This is a genomic window from Nautilia sp. PV-1, assembly GCF_004006315.1.
Classification (GTDB): domain Bacteria; phylum Campylobacterota; class Campylobacteria; order Campylobacterales; family Nautiliaceae; genus Nautilia; species Nautilia profundicola_A.
In genome coordinates, this window is the sequence record NZ_CP026530.1 from 1,391,722 (window position 1) to 1,410,698 (window position 18,977).

The window sequence follows — 18,977 nt, forward strand, 5'->3', positions numbered from 1 at the left end:
AACATTCAGTTATCTTACCATATTTCACACTTTTATGAACCCTAACTCTTTGTCACTGTCAAAAGCATTGCCTTTTTCTGTTTTTATCTGTTCGATAAAATCATCGGTTTTAAATACTGGTTTTTTTCTCATTGCGACTTTCAGGGCGGTATTTTTAATTATCACTTCTATCTGCGCTCCGGTTAATTCGAATTCTGCAAGCCTGTCTATATTAAAATCAGTTTCATATTCGGCATTTTTAGGAAGTTTGATTTTCCATAGTTTTTTCCGTTCTTTAAAAGAAGGCTTTTCAAACTTTATTTTATATTCGAATCTTCTGGAAAAAGCACTGTCAATTGTTTCTAAAAGATTGGTAGTGGCAATTAACAATCCGTCAAATTTTTCCAGCTGCTCTAAAAATATATTCTGCATCTGATTATGCATTTTATCTGCACTGCTCAGCGCCGAAGTAGTACGCGAACTTAAAAACTGATCAGCCTCGTTAAGCAGTAAGATAGGTTTAGTTTTCAGTTTTTCGCAAATCGAATAATATTCGTCAAACATCTTTCTGACGTTTTTTTCACTCTCCCCCACATACATTGATAAAATTTTACTGGAATCCAGACTTAAAACTGGTTTTTCCAGCTCTTTAGCTATAGAATGCGCCGTAAGGGTTTTACCTGTACCCGGAGGCCCGTAAAAAATAATTTTTGCCTCCATATCGTTGCTTTCTTTAATACCCCATTCTTTTAACAGTCTAAGAACTTTTTTATCTATCTGTTTTAAAAGCGTATTTATCATTTCTTTGGTTTTTGCGGGCAGTATTACCTCATCAAGCCCTTTTTTAGGCTCTATAAAATCAAAAATCGTTTCTCTTACAATATGTTCGATTTTATGTTTTTTCTTTGGATGAATAAGTCCGTTTAAAATATCCTCATTTAAAAAGTATATTTTGCTGTATCCGCCAAATGCCCCTATCAGTTCGTCATATTCAAATATACCTTCGCTTAAAAGTTTGGAGTTGTCGTCTAAGAGCGTTCTGTTTTTTATTCTTTCTATTTCATCGTTGCTGATTAAACTCAAAAGATAATTCTGTTCCCTCGCGTTTTCGTTGCTGGAAGTATATTCTTCTTTTAACAGAGCCAAAAAAAGTATTTCTTCTTTTTCGTTTAATTCGTTCTCTTCAATGAAATTTTGAACCGGAAGTTCTATTTTCGTTTTTTTAATTTTTTCTTTAATCGTATTTTCAATTAGTTTAAGTTTGCTCTGAAGCCTTTTGATGCTGGCCGTCTCTTTATTAGAATTTGATTTTATTCCGCTTAGCTGCTCATACAGTTCAATCCTCAAAAACTGATCATGCAGATATTCCAAATGATCTTTATAAGGCGTTTTTTCAGGAATAACCAAATCAAGGCTTCCCTGTTCTATCAGTTTTAAAAACGCTACCGAAAGTGAAACTGAAGAATTGAATATCTCAAGCACTGAAAGATCGTTATTTTTAATCTGGCTAAGACTGCTTACAACAATCCAGCCCTCTTCCAAAAGATTTTTTATCAACGCGACTTTTTCCAACGCTGTAATTTTATCTTCCCCGAAAAGCTCTTTTAACAGATTTCTGACTCTTACATCTTCGTTGCCGTCTATGTATTCGGAAAGAAGTTTTTTTAATATCTGCAGTTCTTCATCGTTTACATTCAAAATATCAATAATTTTGCTTTTTTTTGGTTCGTTTAAAAAAAGCTTTATATTTTCGATCATACAGTCCCTTTATATAAAATATATTATAATTTTATCAAAAAAAGGCCATTTATGCAGTTTATATATCTGCCAAACCCTCAACCGCAGATAACACTGAGCGGTGAAGCCCATAAATATCTTTTTAAAGTCAGACGTATAAAAAAAGACGAATTTGTAAAAGTAAGAAACTTAAAAGACGACTATCTTTATATTTACAAAATAGAAAACATCAACAAAAAAGAAGCCCTGCTTTCACTCACAGAAAAAAAACTGCAGCCGAACAGACCGAAAAAATATTTTCATATAGCCTGGTGCGTAATAGACCCTAAAAACATAGAAAAAGCCCTTCCGTCACTAAACGAAATAGGAGTCGGCAAAATAAGTTTTATATACTGCGACCGTTCTCAAAAAAATTTCAGACTTAAACTTGAAAGACTGGAAAAAATACTTATAAACTCCTGCCAGCAGTGCGGCAGAAGCTCCTTAATGGAAATTGAAACAATAAAGTCTTCAAAAGAGTTTTTTGACAAATACGGCAGTTTTTACGCACTTGATTTTGACGGAGAAAAACTGAAAGAAAATATTGAATGCAATTATCCTTTTCTAATAGGTCCGGAAGGCGGTTTCAGTGATGAAGAAAGAAACCATTTTAAAGAAAAATTTAAACTTGAAAGTTTTATTTTAAGAAGTGAAACGGCTGCAATCGGAATAAGCTCTAAAATATTGTTATAAATATTACATTAATTTTACACAAAAAAACTCTTTTTTTCTATTTTTTGTCTTTTTCACGACAAACTTCTGCAAAACGGTTGTTTTTTTCGTTATTTTCTGTTTTTTCTTCTGTTTTTTTTATTATAATTGTTAAAAACGGAAGGATTTACATGAAAATAATCGTAATTGAAGATGAAGAAACTCTTAACGACGCATTAACCATGTTTCTGGAAAGTGAAGGTTATGAAGTCCATTCTTATTACAATTTAAAAGATTTTTTTTCATCTATTTATGATTATTTGGATGCCGAGCTTATTATCGCCGACATTTCCCTTCCGGATGGAAATTTCTTAGAAGAAATGAAAAAACATCCGAATATTGCAAAAAAAACAAAGACAATTATAATCTCAGGACAGACTGAAATTGAAAATATAAAAAAAGCTTTCAACCGAGGTGCGGAAGATTTTATAAAAAAACCTTTCGATTATGAAGAAATATTACTAAGAATCAACAAAATATTTAATCAAAAAAACTATAAAATCAATGATGAAGTCAGCTATGACGCGGATGCGAAATGTTTGATAAAAAACGACGAAAAAATTATGCTTTCCAAAAAAGAGTCGGCAACTCTTGAACTCTTCTTAAAAAACAGGGGGAAAATCCTATCACCCGAACAGATAATGCAGGAAGTCTGGGGTGAACAGGTAGAAAACAACACTTTAACCGTAATGATAAAAAGAGTAAGGGAAAAAATCGGAGATAAAAGAGCTATAGTCTCTAAAAGGGATCTCGGCTATATCATGTTCTAAAAACAGTCATTTTAATATCATTTACTTTAAATATTATTTCATAATAACTAAACTGGGGTGAAAATGTTCAAATTTAACAAAACGCCGTTTGCGCATGTTTTTTTTCACGATATCAAAAACAAACTGGGCAGTATTAAATTCAGTATATCTATGCTTAAAAATCCGAAAATTGCCCAGTCTCAAAGAGAAAAACTAATAAACTCCCTGCTCTCTACCATAGAAAAAACTATAGACATGCTCCAAGACTTTATAGAAATGGAACGATTTAAAAAAACCAAATTTTTAAAAAACGAGAAGTTTCATCTAAAAGAAATAATCGATGAAATCGTAAAAGAACTGGAAATAGACATAGAAAGAAAAAACATAACCTTATACGTAAACACTGATGAAGCCGAATATATAAAAACAAATAAAGAATGGCTGAAAAAAGCGCTTTTTAACATAATTCACAACAGCATTAAATACAATAAAGAAAACGGAGAGCTTTTTATAAGTATAAATAAAGAAAAAAAAGGTTATATGCTTATAATAAAAGACACCGGTATAGGAATGAGCGAAGAAGAAAAGAAAAATATTTTTAAAAAATACTATACTTCCGGAAAAGATCACGGAACCGGAATCGGGCTGAACATGTCAAGGGCGGTGATAGAATCGATAGGCGGTGCAATCGCCATAGAAAGTGAAAAAGACAAAGGAAGCAAGTTTTTTATATATCTTCCGAAAACCGCCAAACAGATAAGAATCAGACAGCTAGCAACTGCATTGTCCGGAATCGCCCTGTTTTTATTTATAAGTATAGATTATTTTTACTGTTTAATCCCTCAAAGAATAATTACCGAATCCTCCAACAACAGTGTAATTTACAAACTTCAAAACAATGTGGTCGCCAGAGCCGATAAAAACGATAAATTACAAATAATCGCATACAGAAACATATTCAATACAAAATCCAGAACAAAGTTTATTCTGAAAAAAGCCGATGTTGCAATCAATACGGCTTCTAACCCTATTGAAGTAATCGCAAACGGAGAGGTTATTAAAAACCACGGAACGGAATTTGAAACAGTGGCTAACACGAACAAACTCGCAACAAGTGTTTACAAAGGAAGTATTCAGGCGGGAGACACCAATGTTATGAAAAACGAAGGACTTATTTACAAAAAAAACAGACTTGTAAAAGAAAATTTACCGGCTGAAGTAACAAACATTGTCATAACTACAGACAGAAATTACAATACCGACGTTTCATGGGACAGTCCTTATAAAAACTTTGTAATAACTTTATCAAGAGACAAAAATTTTGCCAATATTCCTCTTATAAAATTAAACACCGCAAAAAAATACCTTTCTTTCGATATGCTTGAAGACGGAAAATGGTATATTGCCGTTCAAAGCGAAAAAGAATCCCTGTTTTCAATTCCAGCGGTTAAATCCTTCTTATCTCTGAAAAATTATGAAAAAGCGCTTCAGGCCTTTAACCAGGGAGATTTAAGCCTGGCAAACACACTTCTGAACATAAGTTTGTCAACCATAAGAAACGATTCGTATAAACCTTACCTGTTAAAAGCAAAAATTTTATTAAAACTGGGCAGCGGTTCACAGGCTTTGGATTATGCAAAAAAAGCTTATGAAATCAGCAAAAACGACCAGACCAAATACGAACTGGCTCTTATATATTATAAAAACGCTTATTACAACAAAAGTATAAATCTGTTAAAAAACATCAAAAACAAAGACGTCAGCAAACTACTTGCTTTTAATTACTATAAATTAGGAGATTATAAAAATGCCAAAAAATACCTATATAAAACATTAGAAGCCGATCCTAAAAATATAGAAGCATTAAAATATATGATAAACATTCAGGAAAAAGAACACAATAAATTTTTATTACAGTATTTTAAAGAACAATTAAAGGAACTTAAATGAACTTTGACGAAATAGTTCAAAAATCCGAAATAATTTTAATCGAAGGCGGTAAAAAACAGGGAAAACTGAGTTTAGCCCTTTACAAGTGCGAAAATGAAAAAACAGTTATTTTTTCCGCTTACAACAAACCTATATTTTTAAAAAGACTTAGTGCTATTTCTAACCTGAAAGACGATAAAATTCAAAATGTGCTGAGTAAACTTAAATTTTTTACCCTTAAAGAAGACTGGCTGGAGTATAAAATCAAATACGGGTATGATTTTCTGCTAGAAGACATAAAAAGAATAATAAAAGAATATAATCCGAAAAATGTCATATTTCACAGGCTTGATATGATATTCGGGTCGCATATAAACGACAACACTTCTATCTTTATGGAAAAACTTATCTCTTTAAAAGAAAATTTTGACTGTAAGTTTTTTATAACCGTTATTCCAAACGAGGAATATGAAACGATAATAGAAACAATAGAAGATTTCAGCGACTTAAATATTGAGATAAAAAAAGAAAATGAAAGAATTATTTATATAAAAAACTCTATTTTTCCGGTAACACCGGATAAATACTTTTTTAAATACGAAAACGACAAAATAAAAATATATCCTGTGGAAACACAGATAAAATCATCAAAAAACATCCACATTTTACTTATTACGGATAAAAAAGAACTGATAGAACTTCATCAATATATATTTGGGAAAAAAGGCTTTTTTATAGACATTGCAACCAGCATGTCAGATACGATAAACAAAATTTTAAGCGGTCCGGACATAATAATTTACAATCCAAAAGACGAAAAACTGGATTTAAGCGTATGCAACACTATCAAACAGCAAAAAATACCTTCAAAACTTATTTATATCACTCAATCCGAATATGTAAGGATGGAAGATAAAATGAAAGCCATCGAATCCGGATGCTATGAAATGTTTCCTTTGAATTTCACGCTTGGCGAATATATTCTTGAAATTGAAAAAATGATAGGCACCAATTTTTATACGAATATTCTAAACAAACTTTTAACCAACAAAATAGTAAACAATATAAAACATTTTTGCGATGTTATTGATTCTATGTATGAAGAAAGAGTTTATTTTACCGTTCTAAAATTCAAATCCGACCATAATCCTGAAAACATAAGAAAAAAACTAAGAAGCACCGATATTATATATTATGATGCAAAAACGAAACAGTATATATTATGTCTAATAAACATAAGAAAAATGAATATAGACCCGGTTTTAAACAAACTGTTTGAAACAAAACCGGATATTTTGATTATAGAATCGACACAGTGGAATGAAAAAAAAGAGGAGATATGTAAATGAAAAAGCTTATAATACTGCTTTTATGTGTAATTGCATGGAGTCTTAATATTGACATACATTCGCTTGAAAACGAGCTGCAAAAACATCCAGAAGATATCAAAAACCGTTTGGTAGCGGCCAGTTATTATATCGAACACAATAATTATGCCAAAGCTCAAAAATACTTAACGGAAGTTTTAAAAAAAGAGCCTAAAAACAAATATGCCTTAAAACTGAAACAAAAAATTGAAGCCGTTTATTTATATGAAAAGGTCCTAAAGAAATACAAAGATATAAATACCGCTTTTAACGATTTATATGAAAAGCAAAAATACAAAGAACTATTACATCTGTATAATGCTTTAAAAACTCTCTCAAAAACCTCTCAAATAAATGAAAACAACAAATTAAATATTGCCAGAGTCGCAATGTGGGAAGGGAAATATGATCTTTCTTTAAACATTCTTTCCAGATTAAAAAACAAAAAAACGCTTGATTATTACGAAATAAAAGCTTACGACCTTTACTATAAAGGCGATTACAAAAACGCTAAACGGTATTTTCAGACACTGTTTCAAACTACCGGAAAAACAGAATATGCAAAAAAACTCCTTGATATATACTTTTATTTAGGAGAAACCGATTCGGCACAAAAATTACTTCTTTCATTAAAAAGAACTCATCCAAAAATTGCAAAAGAATACGAACAAAAAATAACACAGATAAAGCAAAAAAGATTAAAAACCCTTGAAAAACAGTATGAAAAAAACCCTAACTTTTCAAATCTGCAGCAACTGGCTTACGCACTTTTTGAAACATCTCACAAAAAAGCAATTGATTTGGTTAAGGACTATATTAAACAAAAACCTAATGACAAAAACGCAAAAATATTTTTGGCACAGCTTTTAAGCTGGAGCGGCAACAACGAAGAAGCTTTAAAATATTTAAAAGAATTTCAAAACTCAAACGATATGAAAGCCAAGCTTTTATTTGGAAAAATATTGGCATGGCAGGGAGAATACGACAAAGCGCTGCTGTTTTTAAGCGATGTTTACGAACACGGCAGCCCTTCTCAAAAATACGAGGCAAAAAAAATGCTGGGCTTTATCGCCATGTGGCAGAATCAAAACTCAAAAGCCAAAAAAATATTTACATCTTTACTAAAACAAAATCCCAAAGATGAAGATGTCATAGAAGCTTTAATGGTTTTAAACCATAATATTAAACCTTTAATTGCCAAATATGAAAAACTGCTGAAAAAAGATCCAGGTAACGAAGAATATATATTAAAACTGGCAGATTATAATTATATGCTTAACAATTATGAAAAAGCCGCATATTATTATGAAAAATACTTAAAAATACATCCGGAAAAACTGGAAATTTATAAAACGCTTGGAGATATTTACCTAAAACTGAAAAACTTCTATAAAGGATTCGGAGACCTAGAATACTACGCCAGCTATAAAAACACAAAAGAAGCCTATCTTGATCTTGCAAAAAGATATTACTGGAACGGATTTAACAAAGAAGCCCTTAAAGTGCTGGATGAACTATTGAAAAAATATCCTAATTATCAGGACGCCCTCATTTTAAAAGCCAAAATTTTGAAAATAAATCCTAGATTCGTAAATTCAAGCAGTGCCGCAACTATAGACGAATATTATGCTAAAAGAAGCGAAAAAATACTGGCACTGGGTGACAGGGCTTATTTTGCAAATTTATATAAAAGCGCATCAGACTATTATAAAGAATATCTTTTCTTAAAACCTAACGATTACGACGTAAGAGAAAAATACGCTTACGCGCTTGAAGCATCAAAAGAGTATGCAAAAGCCGCCGGAGAATTTTATCTATTAATGTGGTATAAAAAAACACCTCTTATAGAATACCACTACGCCTACAACCTTCAAAAAGCGGGCAAAATCCAACAAGCTAAAAAAATATACGAAAAGCTTCTTAAAGAAGTGCCAAAACCTCTTCCTGGTTTTTTGAAAACGTTTATAAACGACTGGAAAAACGCATGGGAGAGTATGAACTTTAATAAGTATGCTTCCTTTTACGACAAATCCATTTCTCAAAAACTGTACTGGCGACTTAAAAAACAGTCAATATTCAAAAGAGCCTCTTTTATAAGCGTAGGTATATATGACCCTATACTTTTATCCAAAAAAGGAAATATTTATACAGTAAGATTTTTTCAGGTATACGCCTCTAAAATAAAAAAAGACAAAGGATATAAAACGCTTGAGATAAAATGCGACAATCAACAACAGTGTAAAATAATCAAAGAAAGCTGGACTCCGGGAACATACACTCCTTACAATCCTGACAACTCTTTGGAAAAATATATTAAAGACAATCTCAATGAAATAAACAGCACAAAAAAAACGGAAATAAAACTCACGAACAAAACCTTTCCTAAAAACGGTAAAAACTATACTCCAAAAACCCAAACGGCCCAGCAGACCAACACCGACGACATAAAAAAACAGGACATCGTCCTTGCGTCAGATCTTACACTGCATCCCCAAAGCGAAAAACTGGCTTTGGATTACACTTATTTGAAAAAAGAAAAAGCCACGGTTAAAAACATTATCCAGCAGGATTTGAAAGCGTCAAACAATAAAGCATACAATTGGGAACTTTACGGATATATAAACTATTTCAAAGACAATCAAAACACTGATATGTTTACAAGGTATATACGGCTTTCGCATTTTGTTAAAGGATATTATCCTTTTTTGTTTTATAAAAACTACAACCTCTCAGAAGCATCAGATAAGAAAGGGTTTTTATACGGTTTCGGCGTAAAAAAAAATCCTTTCTTATTTGATGTTTTTATAGACAGAAGCGGTGTAAATGCTCTAGGGTGGGATTTTGAATATTCTCCGTTTTATCTAAGAGGTATTACGTTTAGACTAAACAGACACAATATGGTTTATTCCAGAAAAACCGTATGCAGTGCGCAGCATATGAAAATAAAATCGGAAATCACCGGTTACAAAGTTATTCAAAAACCGAGAGAGCTGTGGTGGTCAATAGCTTATGAAAAAGTAGACGACGGCAACAATGTTTTAACACCCCAGCTTGAATACGATATTAAAAGTTTTTCTTTTAAAAACATACCTGCAGTATTGTATTTTTCAGGATGGTATCAGTTTAACACCAAACAGACGGACTGTTACTATTCTCCTGATAAAACGGACACTAATATTATCGGTCTAAAAGTTTTTAAAGAATTCCGGTATGTCCGCTTAAAACTTAAAGGCGGGCTCGGTTACAGCTTTTTTGACAACACTTATGTATATAATTACGGTTTTTGGTTTTTTTCAAAAAACATCAAAAACTTTGAAGCAAAAGCCGGATGTCAGTTTAGCAACACATCGGGCATAAGCAGCCCTTCAAATTACAAAAGTATGGAATGTGAAATTTCAGCAAGGAAAATCTGGTGAAAACTTTTTTTCTTATAACCGTCAGTCTGATACTTATAGGGCTTTTAGGATTCGTACTTTATAATTTTTACAATGATTTTTTTGATATAGAAAATATGTTTGTAAAAATAGGCTCGGCGCTTATACTGTTTTTTACTACAATAATAATATTAAGATATATGTTTTTGCTGTTTTTTTCAATTCTTAAACTTATCTTTAAGTCACAAAGAAACATTAGTCTAAAACAGATATCAACAAACAAAAAAGTAACGATTATAGTTCCGGCATACAATGAAGAAGTGGTAATAGAAACATCCATAAAATCTCTTCTGGAACAGACCTATCCGAATCTTGAAATACTTATAATAGACGACGGTTCTAAAGATCAGACATTTATCAGGGCGAAACAGTACGAATTCGACAGCGGCGACAGAAGTTTAAGAGTGCTTTCAAAAGAAAACGGAGGAAAGGCAAAAGCCATAAACTACGGCATTTTAAATTCCAAAGGGTCTCTTATAATGGTAGTAGACGCCGATTCAAAACTGGATAAAAACGCTGTTATATTAATGAGCAGATATTTTGAAGATGAAGAAATAGCCGCAGTAGCCGGATCTGTATACGTCAGCAATCAGCATAATATTTGGACTAAACTCCAGGCTCTTGAATATATTGAAGGTCTTAATATGGTAAGAAACGGCCAGGCTTTTTTAAAACTCGTAAATATAATACCGGGACCTATAGGAATGTTCAGAAAACAGGCTTTGTATGACGTTGGGCTTTATGACAGCGATACTTTTGCCGAAGACTGCGACGTAACGCTTAAACTGATTTCCAAAGGCTATAAAATAGATTTCGAACCGGAAGCGGTAGCTTATACCGAAGCGCCTGACAATCTTCTTGATTTGATAAAGCAGCGTTACAGATGGACAAGAGGCATTCTGCAGGCAATAAAAAAACATAAAGCGCTGCTGTGGCATTTCAAAATAAATCCAGCAGCGTCGTTTACAATGTGGTATATGCTGTTTGAATCGGTATTTTGGCCGTTTATGGATTTATGGACAAATATGTTTATCGTCTATGTATCTATCGTATCTGGATTTAGCGTTTTAATCTTTTACTGGTGGAGCATGTTTACTATACTCGATATTACTGGCGCATTATATTGTGTACTTGTAACGGGAGAGAGAATTTCGTTAATATTTTACGCAATATACTACAGACTTTTTTTTATAGAAATAATAAACATTGCAAAAATTTTATCCACATTCGAAGAATGGTTCGGTATAGAAATGAGCTGGGGAAAACTTGAAAGGAAAGGACAGTTATGAATATTTTATCGTTTCTTGCAATGCTGATTCTAGTTATTACCATAATAACTTTGGTATTCGGTCTTATTGCATATTTTCTGTATAAAAGCAGAGAATCCCAAAAAAACAAATATGACAAAAAATTACATTATGAAGAGGTGCTGAATGAGACAGGCGATAAATACATATTCTTCGAAGAATAGCATACATATATTCCCGATATTATTTTCTTTCTTTTTAATTATACTGATAGCCGGTTATCTTTCTTATCAGTTTATTCCGAAAAAAGAAAATTCATTTTTTTATTTTTCAAAAACTAAAAAAACGGTTTACTTTTTACAGTCACAGGAAAATGAAATTTATTTAAACAAAATAGGAGCTTCTGTTGATGCTTATGAAGACAAAATAAACCAGTTTATAAAAAAACTTTCTTCCGACAAAATCAATTCAAAAATTATTAACGAATCAAATATTGCAGATTTAAAAAATGGAGACACACTGATTGTACTTGATGATTATTATATTTCTGACAAAACAATGAGCAATATTAAAAACTTTTTAAAAAAAGGCGGAAATCTCCTTTTTAATTATCATTTCGGATATATAAGCGACAGAGGTTTTATAAAAGCGAAAAGCATTGAAAAAATTACAGGTTTAAAATATTTAAGCGAGTCCGTATCTCGCGCATCGTCTAATTTTTATGTATCTAAAATACTTTCTCCTTTGAATTTAGGCGAAAACTCATACAGACACGACCTTGTTCTTTACGCTAACGACACAGTACCTCTGTTTCATTCTAAATATACACCTGATGCCATATTAACCAATTGGGAAATAACTTCGACTCCTATATTAAATAAAAAAATGCTGCCCGTAAAAGATTCCGGCATAATATGGCATGGATTTTACGGTAAAGGCAAATGGTTTTATTTTTCTTTCCCGAGTTATGTATTTCTGGATATGCCGAAAAACACTTTCGACAAATTTTTTAATAACATTTCATCTTATATGAACAATACATTCAGTATTGCAAAATATCCTTTTTTGGATTCCAAAAACGCAATTTTCATTTCAGAAGACACGGAATACAAATATACCAATATGATTCATTTTGCCAAACTGGCACATAAATACAATATTCCTGTAACTCTCTTCTGCGTGGCCGAACTTGCCCAAAAATATCCGCAAATTACAAAAGAAGCGGCTGAGCTTTCGAATGTGGAAATAGGTTCTCACAGTTACAGCCATACCAAAATCCAGGGCGCACCGCTTAAAAAAGTTATAAAAGAAATTTTGGGTTCAAAAGAAATTTTAGAAAAAATAACAGGAAAACCCGTATTTGGATTCAGACCTCCCAGGGAAGAAATCGATAAAACAATGGAAAACGAATTAAGAAAAGCCGGATATAAATATGTAATGGAAAAAACAAAGCCGTATCTGCTTCCGGAAGAAGAATATGACAAACTGATAACCATCCCTAGACACGGAACCGATGATTATATCTATCTTATAAATTTAAACTGGGATAAAGCACAGATACTGAAAAAGATAATTCAGGAAACAAATATGCTAACTTCCATTAATGCCGTTTACACCTTAAGCGTTCATACCCATCTTTTAAGCTATAAATCAAATCTAGATGTCTCAGAAAAATATTTTAATTATTTGATAAAACACAAAAATCTGCATCCTTTCAAAGGGATTGAAATTACAAACAGAATTAAAATGAATAAAAAAATCACCCTTTCCATACAGCCTATGAACGACAAAACGTTTTTATATATCCATAACAAAAACGCTGCACAGATTAAAAATTTTTCTTTAAGAATTTATTGGCCGAATTCTAAAAACATAAAAATAATACCGGAACTGTCAAATGTTAAAATAAAAACACTTGAACAAAACATTCAAAGAAAATACACGGATATTAAAATTGATTTATTGAGACCAAAATCAACAATATCCCTGATTCTGGAAGAAAACAATGAATAAAATTATTTTTCTTTTAATTTCCGCATTATACATGTTCGCATCTTCCTTTTATATAGGTGTAGGCGGATTCAGTGCCTGCGCATCTAAAAACGGCAGCAGTTATTATAAAAACTGCCCTTATGAAAAACAGCAGCCGCTTTATAAATTTTTAAAAAATGAAACTCCTAACGTTAACGCCGTTTCAATATGGATAACAAAAGGATGGAAAAAAAACTGGTATCCTGCCAAAACTGTAAATAACTTCATTAAGAAGGGATATACACCCATATTTATTTTCTACTGGTTTGCAGATGATATATCTCCTAAATACGTATCTGAACATAAAAAAGAATATTTTAAATCTCTTAAAAATTTTTCCAAATATCTGCAAGAAATAAACGGAACAAAAATTGTAATTTTAAATCCCGAATATAACGAAAACGGAATGTCAGATTCAAAAAACTTCGATATCCTCCAGGCAAAATCCATTTTAATACTTAAAGAAACAAACAATACCCTCGTAGGTATCTGCCCAGGAGATTTCGGAGATTACAGTAAAATATGGGATGATTACAACTGGGATCTTTTCGCTCCTTCTATGAAACTCAGTTCAAAACTGGCTGATTTTATAGCTTTTCAGGAGATGAGGGCTCTTACAAAAAACAGTATAAAAGAAATACTCGACACACCGTTTAGAGCATTGGCTTTTGCAACATATCTGCATCAAAAATACCATAAACCGACATTTCTGGCTTATCTAGCCGTTTCAAGCTATAAAAACGAAAAACTGCAGGCAATGGTTTTTAAAAATTTCTCCAAAATGCTTCCTATTTTCAGACACACCGCAGACCTGATGGGAATAAATATTTTTCATTATATAGATGTCCCGGGACATAAAGGATATTTCGCAAAAGCGGAAAAATATTTCGGAATAAAAAAATCTGACGGGAAAGAAAAACCGTCATTTAAAGAGTTTTTAAAATTTAAATAGTTTTTATAATTATTTTAGCCAGCTCAAGAGCTTTGCTTCTGTGAGATATATTTTTTTTAATATCTTCGTCAAGTTCGCCCAATGTTTTTTCATAACCTTGAGGAATAAACATAGGATCATATCCAAAACCTTTATCACCCCTCGCCTCATCTATTACATTACCTCTCATAAAACCGTGGGTTGTAAAGACACCGTATGGCGTCGCAAGGGCTATAGCGGCAGTATAATACGCCGGCGTTTTTTTAATATCTCTTTTTTTTAATTCGTCAATCAGCTTATAAAGATTGTCTTTATCTGTAGCATTCTCACCGGCAAATCTGGCGGAATATATTCCCGGTATATTTCCCAAAGCAGGAACGCTAATACCGCTGTCATCAGCCAAAACGATATTTCCCGGAAGTTTTTCATAAATCGTAACGGCTTTTATAACGGCGTTTTCTTTGAATGTTTTGCCGTTTTCCTCTATTTCAAACAGTTCTAATAATTCCGAATAAGGCACAACTTCAAAATCGCTAAAATATTTTTTAATTTCCTTTATTTTACCTTTATTTGAGCTTGCCACAATAATTTTCATTTTTTCCCTTTAAATCTTACTAAAAACATTCCGCAAAAACTTTTTTTATCATAAATCTCAACTCTGTAAATATTACCGTTTTTATCAACGGCATATCTTCTGATAAGCTTATTTTTACTTATTTCAATATTTGCTTCATTCCCTTTTGAACTGTATCCGATAATATTAATTCTTTTTTTACCGCCCAAAACTCTAAAACTTTTATATACATTGACAATACTTGGTATTTTAACATTTTTCACGCTTCCGTCAATTTCAACTTTTATACTTTTTATTCGACAAAAATTCTTAAAATACTGAGGATACAAAACAGCCAGTCTGTGATAAGCCTCGTATAAAACATAATGGTTTCCTTCTTTTACAACTGCAACCAAAGGGTTATCGCTTTTATATTTAATCGTTTTTTCCGTAACAGGGAAATAATTTATAACTTTATCAAGGCCGTTAAGAGGAAGTATGGCATTTCCGTTTATAACAACATAGTCTTCTTTTTTTAAAAGTTTTTTGATTTCAGGTATATTCAGTTTAAATGCTCTTGTATATTTAATTCCGACAATTTTCATAAACTCTTCAATTGCTCTTAACTGATAATATATTTTTGTGGGCAGATCTTTTATATTTTTACTTGTTTCAATGGCAAAAGCAGGTTTATTATGAGTTATGGCAAAATATGTAAGAGAAAGACGCATCTGTTCGTCTTTAAATTTGGTTTTAGTATTTTTAACATTAAAAAAATGATAGTTTTTTTGAAGGTTTTGATTTAAAGTTTTTGCAACTTTTCTGGCTATCTCACCTAAATTTCCAAACTTGGGCGTTTTTATTTTTTCCTGGTCTATTATACACGTCTGCCCCCAGGCAGCCGGGTTAAAAATAGAGTTTTGCCATGAATTTCTGTAAAACCCATGTCCGTCGTGAAGATTTAATATAAGATCCACTTTCGGATTAAGTATGATTTTTTTTATATCTTTTACTATACGGTAATCTTTATCCTTTTTGGAGACATATGCAAATTTTCTGTTCATATCTCCGTATACGCCTCTTCTAAATCTTATAATAGAATCAAAATTAAGATTCGGAACCACCCACAACGAACCTTTTATAATTTTATAATACCTGATTAAAAATGAAGGAGCATAATACCCTCCTGGTTCGTTACCGTGAATTCCACCTATAACCAAAAGTGTATTTCCGGGGATTTCACCGTTTTTTTTATATAAATGAAAATGTAAATTAGCACTGAAAAGACAGACACCAAACAGTAAAAACAGTAACTTTTTCATTATTTTTCCGCAATTATTTTTAAACCGTCAGGCATAAACTGCACATAAAGCTCTTTTTTGCCTTTAAATTTATAACTGTTTGATAAGTATTTTTCATACATATCTATCCTGAATATTTTTTTATTTTCGATATTCTGATAAGGTATAATATTTATATCGCTGAAATAGATTTCGACTTTTTGATGTTTTTTATTTTTAAACACTCTTTTTTTATAATCTAAAAACTCTTTTAAATCCTCACCGTTGGATTTTCTGAAATTTTTTGAATAAAACGTTTTATATTTGTCAAAATCATTTTCTCTCCATGCTTTTCTCCATTTATATATAAACGCCAAAATATCTGCGATTTCTTTTTTTGTTGCAGTCAAAGGAGTGTTTTCGCTGATAAGCAGATATGTTTTTTGGTAATTTATCTCTTTTTTCAAATTCTCAAGCATTTTATTATTCATAACAATACAGCCTTTTGTATTGTTATTGTCTCTTTTAGCGTGGATTGGCATTCCGTGTATCCATATTCCGTGTCCGTCTTTATCTTCTATCCTGTCCATCATATTAGGATAACTGGTCACAAAAGCAAAAGGTCCGTAAAAACTATCTACATTATTAATTAAGGCTTTTAATGTATATACGCCTATAGGTGTTCTTAAATCTCCCTCTTTTTCTTTTTCCCCGTCAAGACCCGTCAACACATCTATTTTATCCAGCAGTTCAAAACTGCCGTTTTGTTTTTTTAAAACATCTAAAATTTTCTTGGATTTAATGCATACCAGAAGATCTTCAGCAGATTCGTAATATCCCCATTTTACATTTTCGTTATTTAATCTTTTAAGCCAGTAATCTTCGCTGCAAAGCAGTTTTTCCATCTGTTTCGCTGCGGCGTCAGAACCTTTAAATCTATATAAATCAATAATTTTTGAAAAATTTGAAGAATATAACAAAGTAGCCAGTAAAATTATTAAAAACCTCAAATCCCGCCTTTTTTAAGCGAAATTATATCAAATAATCTCTGAGGGTTTTGAAAAATAAAATCCCTGTGAACAATCTACTCCAAGCTCTTTTACTTTTTCAAAAATCTCTTTGGATTCTACATACTCAGCAACAATCCTCATGCCGCCTTTTTTAGCAAAAGCAACCATAGTTTCCACAATCATCTGAGATTTTTTATCCGTTAAAATATTTTTAATAAGACTGCCGTCTATTTTAAATCCGTTTACTTCAAAATTAAACAGATAACTGAAATTCGAATATCCGCTTCCAAAATCGTCTATGAAAATTTTAACTCCCATAGATTTTAAATATTTCATAAATTCGATTGACACTTCAGACTGTGTAATATCTTCACTTTCTAAAAGCTCTATTGTTATTCTTTCAGGCTCAGGAAACTGATTAATTATATTTTTTACAAATTCCCTGAGCTTTTCGTTTTCAAAATCTTCAAGGTCCAAATTCAGAGAAATAATTTCTTTTCTGTCTTTAAACGTATCCAAAGCTTTTTTAAACACTCTTTTTGTAATTTCAGGATAAAGATTGGCACTTTTTGCAATATCTAAAAAACTGCTAGGCAGATATATTTTCCCTTCTTCATCCTCTATTCTTACAAGAGCTTCATATTTAACTACTTTTAACGATTTATTGTCAACTATTCCCTGATAATAAACTTTCACCCTGTCATGTTTAATCGCTTTGACCAGGATACTAAGCATCTGAAGGTTTTTTTCAAACACTTTAAGAGTATCTTTTATATCACAGAAACAGAGACATTTCACTTTCTTTCTTTTTGCGTATTCCAAAGCGATATCAGCAGTAGTCAAAAGGTTTTCTTTCGTTTTGCTCATACCACATCTGAACGTTAAAATAATCTCTTTATCGTAAATTTTATACGGTTTTTCAAGTTCTTCTATAATGTTATGGACGAATTCGAAATTTTTTTCTTTAACTCCGTAAGGAAGAGGCATTGCAAATTCGTCTATATTTATATGATAAACCCTGTCTGAGAGGTTTTTAAGCCTTTCTCCTATCAGTCTGATAAGCTTATCTCCTATATCCTGTCCGAAATAGTCGTTTATTTCCCTGAAATTGTTTATGTTCAGTATCGCTAAATTAAACTGCTCTTTTTTCAAATCCTCAAGAAGCTTCATTCTGTTAGGAAGTTTTGTCAAATCATTTACCAGATAACTTTTAATCAGTTCATTTCTGAAATACACTATAGAGTTGACTGCGTTGTTAATCTCTTTTTTGAGTTTTTCAAACTCTACATACTGCATTTTTGCTCTCAAAGGCTCATACAGCCCTCTTTCTATTTTATTTCTGAAATAATAAAGAATAGTGCCTATGTCGGTTTTAATGGTTTTCATATAATCGTAAAAATAATACAAAGTAAAAATAAGCGCAATTCCGAGTATCGCAAATATCCATAAAAATGTATGATTATATTTGCACAGCTGTTCTTTTATAGGGAGTTTTGCCTCTAATACCCCTATAAACTCTCCTAATTTAAATCCGGTATATCTGTTTCTTTTAATTCCACCGTGACACCTCACACACTCGGCCTCGACTCTTAGAGGCCTGTAATAAATAAGATTGTCGTTTTCGATTTTATAAAATTGATTGTTTTTTAAAATATTGTTTATAAATTTTTTATCAAACGGCATATTTCCGAATACAGGATATATATTAAACTTGATATCGGTTCTTTTGCTATAAATTTTTATTATGTCTTTAAATGTATTATTATGAAGCATTTGAGAGTATTTCATTACTATAATCGAATCGGTAGCGGTTTTTGCTTTATCTATCTGATCGGTTATAAGCAGTTTATAAATAATAAAATAAAGTATAACCAAAGCTGTACTCGCCACTAATAATGACAAAACTATAATTCTTGCCATTTTTATAAAAAGATTTGTCATAACGTTCCCTTGATGAACATTTGTTCAGGGAGTAATTAT

At 31.7% G+C, this 18,977-nt stretch carries 14 protein-coding genes; 9 read left to right on the forward strand and 5 right to left on the reverse strand.

Annotation, left to right across the window (positions count from 1 at the left end):
• Window positions 1-24: 24 nt before the first annotated feature.
• Window positions 25-1,737 (reverse strand): ATP-binding protein, encoded by a 1,713-nt coding sequence (locus C3L23_RS07445; protein ID WP_127681365.1) that lies wholly within the window; start codon window positions 1,735-1,737, stop codon window positions 25-27.
• 51 nt (window positions 1,738-1,788) lie between these two features.
• Here C3L23_RS07445 and C3L23_RS07450 point away from each other — a divergent pair, with 51 nt between their 5' ends.
• The 9 genes from C3L23_RS07450 to C3L23_RS07490 all read left to right on the forward strand — a co-directional run bounded on the left by C3L23_RS07450 (window position 1,789) and on the right by C3L23_RS07490 (window position 14,175).
• On the forward strand, window positions 1,789-2,448 hold the full coding sequence (locus C3L23_RS07450; RefSeq protein WP_127681367.1) for a 16S rRNA (uracil(1498)-N(3))-methyltransferase: 660 nt from the start codon (window positions 1,789-1,791) through the stop codon (window positions 2,446-2,448).
• Window positions 2,449-2,597: 149 nt separating this feature from the next.
• Window positions 2,598-3,236, forward strand: coding sequence for a response regulator transcription factor (locus C3L23_RS07455; protein ID WP_127681369.1), 639 nt, complete (start codon window positions 2,598-2,600; stop codon window positions 3,234-3,236).
• A gap of 63 nt (window positions 3,237-3,299) precedes the next feature.
• Window positions 3,300-5,165 (forward strand): ATP-binding protein, encoded by a 1,866-nt coding sequence (locus C3L23_RS07460; protein WP_127681371.1) that lies wholly within the window; start codon window positions 3,300-3,302, stop codon window positions 5,163-5,165.
• On the forward strand, window positions 5,162-6,493 hold the full coding sequence (locus C3L23_RS07465; RefSeq protein ID WP_127681373.1) for a response regulator transcription factor: 1,332 nt from the start codon (window positions 5,162-5,164) through the stop codon (window positions 6,491-6,493). The genes C3L23_RS07460 and C3L23_RS07465 overlap by 4 nt, the downstream gene beginning before the upstream one ends.
• A complete protein-coding gene (locus tag C3L23_RS07470) occupies window positions 6,490-9,927 on the forward strand; it encodes a tetratricopeptide repeat protein (RefSeq protein WP_127681375.1) in 3,438 nt (1,145 codons plus the stop codon). The genes C3L23_RS07465 and C3L23_RS07470 overlap by 4 nt, the downstream gene beginning before the upstream one ends.
• Window positions 9,924-11,234: a glycosyltransferase gene (locus C3L23_RS07475; RefSeq protein WP_127681377.1), complete on the forward strand. Its 1,311-nt coding sequence runs from the start codon at window positions 9,924-9,926 to the stop codon at window positions 11,232-11,234. The genes C3L23_RS07470 and C3L23_RS07475 overlap by 4 nt, the downstream gene beginning before the upstream one ends.
• Window positions 11,231-11,416 carry a hypothetical protein gene (locus C3L23_RS07480; protein WP_127681379.1) on the forward strand — a complete coding sequence of 62 codons (186 nt, stop codon included), beginning with the start codon at window positions 11,231-11,233 and terminating at the stop codon, window positions 11,414-11,416. Before C3L23_RS07475 ends, C3L23_RS07480 begins: the two co-directional genes overlap by 4 nt.
• Window positions 11,379-13,205 (forward strand): polysaccharide deacetylase family protein, encoded by a 1,827-nt coding sequence (locus C3L23_RS07485; RefSeq protein ID WP_127681381.1) that lies wholly within the window; start codon window positions 11,379-11,381, stop codon window positions 13,203-13,205. The genes C3L23_RS07480 and C3L23_RS07485 overlap by 38 nt, the downstream gene beginning before the upstream one ends.
• Window positions 13,198-14,175, forward strand: a complete 978-nt coding sequence (locus tag C3L23_RS07490) for a hypothetical protein (RefSeq protein ID WP_127681383.1) — start codon at window positions 13,198-13,200, stop codon at window positions 14,173-14,175. Before C3L23_RS07485 ends, C3L23_RS07490 begins: the two co-directional genes overlap by 8 nt.
• Here C3L23_RS07490 and rdgB read toward each other — a convergent pair.
• The 4 genes from rdgB to C3L23_RS07510 are packed head-to-tail and all read right to left on the reverse strand — an operon-like array spanning window position 14,168 to window position 18,938.
• Window positions 14,168-14,749 carry an RdgB/HAM1 family non-canonical purine NTP pyrophosphatase gene (rdgB, locus tag C3L23_RS07495; RefSeq protein ID WP_127681385.1) on the reverse strand — a complete coding sequence of 194 codons (582 nt, stop codon included), beginning with the start codon at window positions 14,747-14,749 and terminating at the stop codon, window positions 14,168-14,170. The two genes, C3L23_RS07490 and rdgB, sit on opposite strands and share 8 nt — an antisense overlap.
• Complete coding sequence (locus C3L23_RS07500) at window positions 14,746-16,029, reverse strand: M14 family metallopeptidase (protein WP_127681387.1); 1,284 nt, start codon at window positions 16,027-16,029, stop codon at window positions 14,746-14,748. The genes rdgB and C3L23_RS07500 overlap by 4 nt, the downstream gene beginning before the upstream one ends.
• Entirely contained in the window at window positions 16,029-16,997 is a 969-nt protein-coding gene (locus tag C3L23_RS07505; protein WP_127681389.1) for a murein L,D-transpeptidase family protein, read from the reverse strand. Before C3L23_RS07505 ends, C3L23_RS07500 begins: the two co-directional genes overlap by 1 nt.
• Window positions 16,998-17,024: 27 nt before the next feature.
• Window positions 17,025-18,938 (reverse strand): EAL domain-containing protein, encoded by a 1,914-nt coding sequence (locus tag C3L23_RS07510; RefSeq protein ID WP_127681391.1) that lies wholly within the window; start codon window positions 18,936-18,938, stop codon window positions 17,025-17,027.
• Window positions 18,939-18,977: the final 39 nt, after the last annotated feature.

What these genes read in the sequence shown, in the direction of transcription:
- C3L23_RS07445 (WP_127681365.1), bottom strand. Translation starts at nt 1,737, where the DNA reads ATGATCGAAAATATAAAGCTTTTTTTAAACGAACCAAAAAAAAGCAAA.
- C3L23_RS07450 (WP_127681367.1), top strand. Translation starts at nt 1,789, where the DNA reads ATGCAGTTTATATATCTGCCAAACCCTCAACCGCAGATAACACTGAGC.
- C3L23_RS07455 (WP_127681369.1), top strand. Translation starts at nt 2,598, where the DNA reads ATGAAAATAATCGTAATTGAAGATGAAGAAACTCTTAACGACGCATTA.
- C3L23_RS07460 (WP_127681371.1), top strand. Translation starts at nt 3,300, where the DNA reads ATGTTCAAATTTAACAAAACGCCGTTTGCGCATGTTTTTTTTCACGAT.
- C3L23_RS07465 (WP_127681373.1), top strand. Translation starts at nt 5,162, where the DNA reads ATGAACTTTGACGAAATAGTTCAAAAATCCGAAATAATTTTAATCGAA.
- C3L23_RS07470 (WP_127681375.1), top strand. Translation starts at nt 6,490, where the DNA reads ATGAAAAAGCTTATAATACTGCTTTTATGTGTAATTGCATGGAGTCTT.
- C3L23_RS07480 (WP_127681379.1), top strand. Translation starts at nt 11,231, where the DNA reads ATGAATATTTTATCGTTTCTTGCAATGCTGATTCTAGTTATTACCATA.
- C3L23_RS07485 (WP_127681381.1), top strand. Translation starts at nt 11,379, where the DNA reads ATGAGACAGGCGATAAATACATATTCTTCGAAGAATAGCATACATATA.
- C3L23_RS07490 (WP_127681383.1), top strand. Translation starts at nt 13,198, where the DNA reads ATGAATAAAATTATTTTTCTTTTAATTTCCGCATTATACATGTTCGCA.
- rdgB (WP_127681385.1), bottom strand. Translation starts at nt 14,749, where the DNA reads ATGAAAATTATTGTGGCAAGCTCAAATAAAGGTAAAATAAAGGAAATT.
- C3L23_RS07500 (WP_127681387.1), bottom strand. Translation starts at nt 16,029, where the DNA reads ATGAAAAAGTTACTGTTTTTACTGTTTGGTGTCTGTCTTTTCAGTGCT.
- C3L23_RS07510 (WP_127681391.1), bottom strand. Translation starts at nt 18,938, where the DNA reads ATGACAAATCTTTTTATAAAAATGGCAAGAATTATAGTTTTGTCATTA.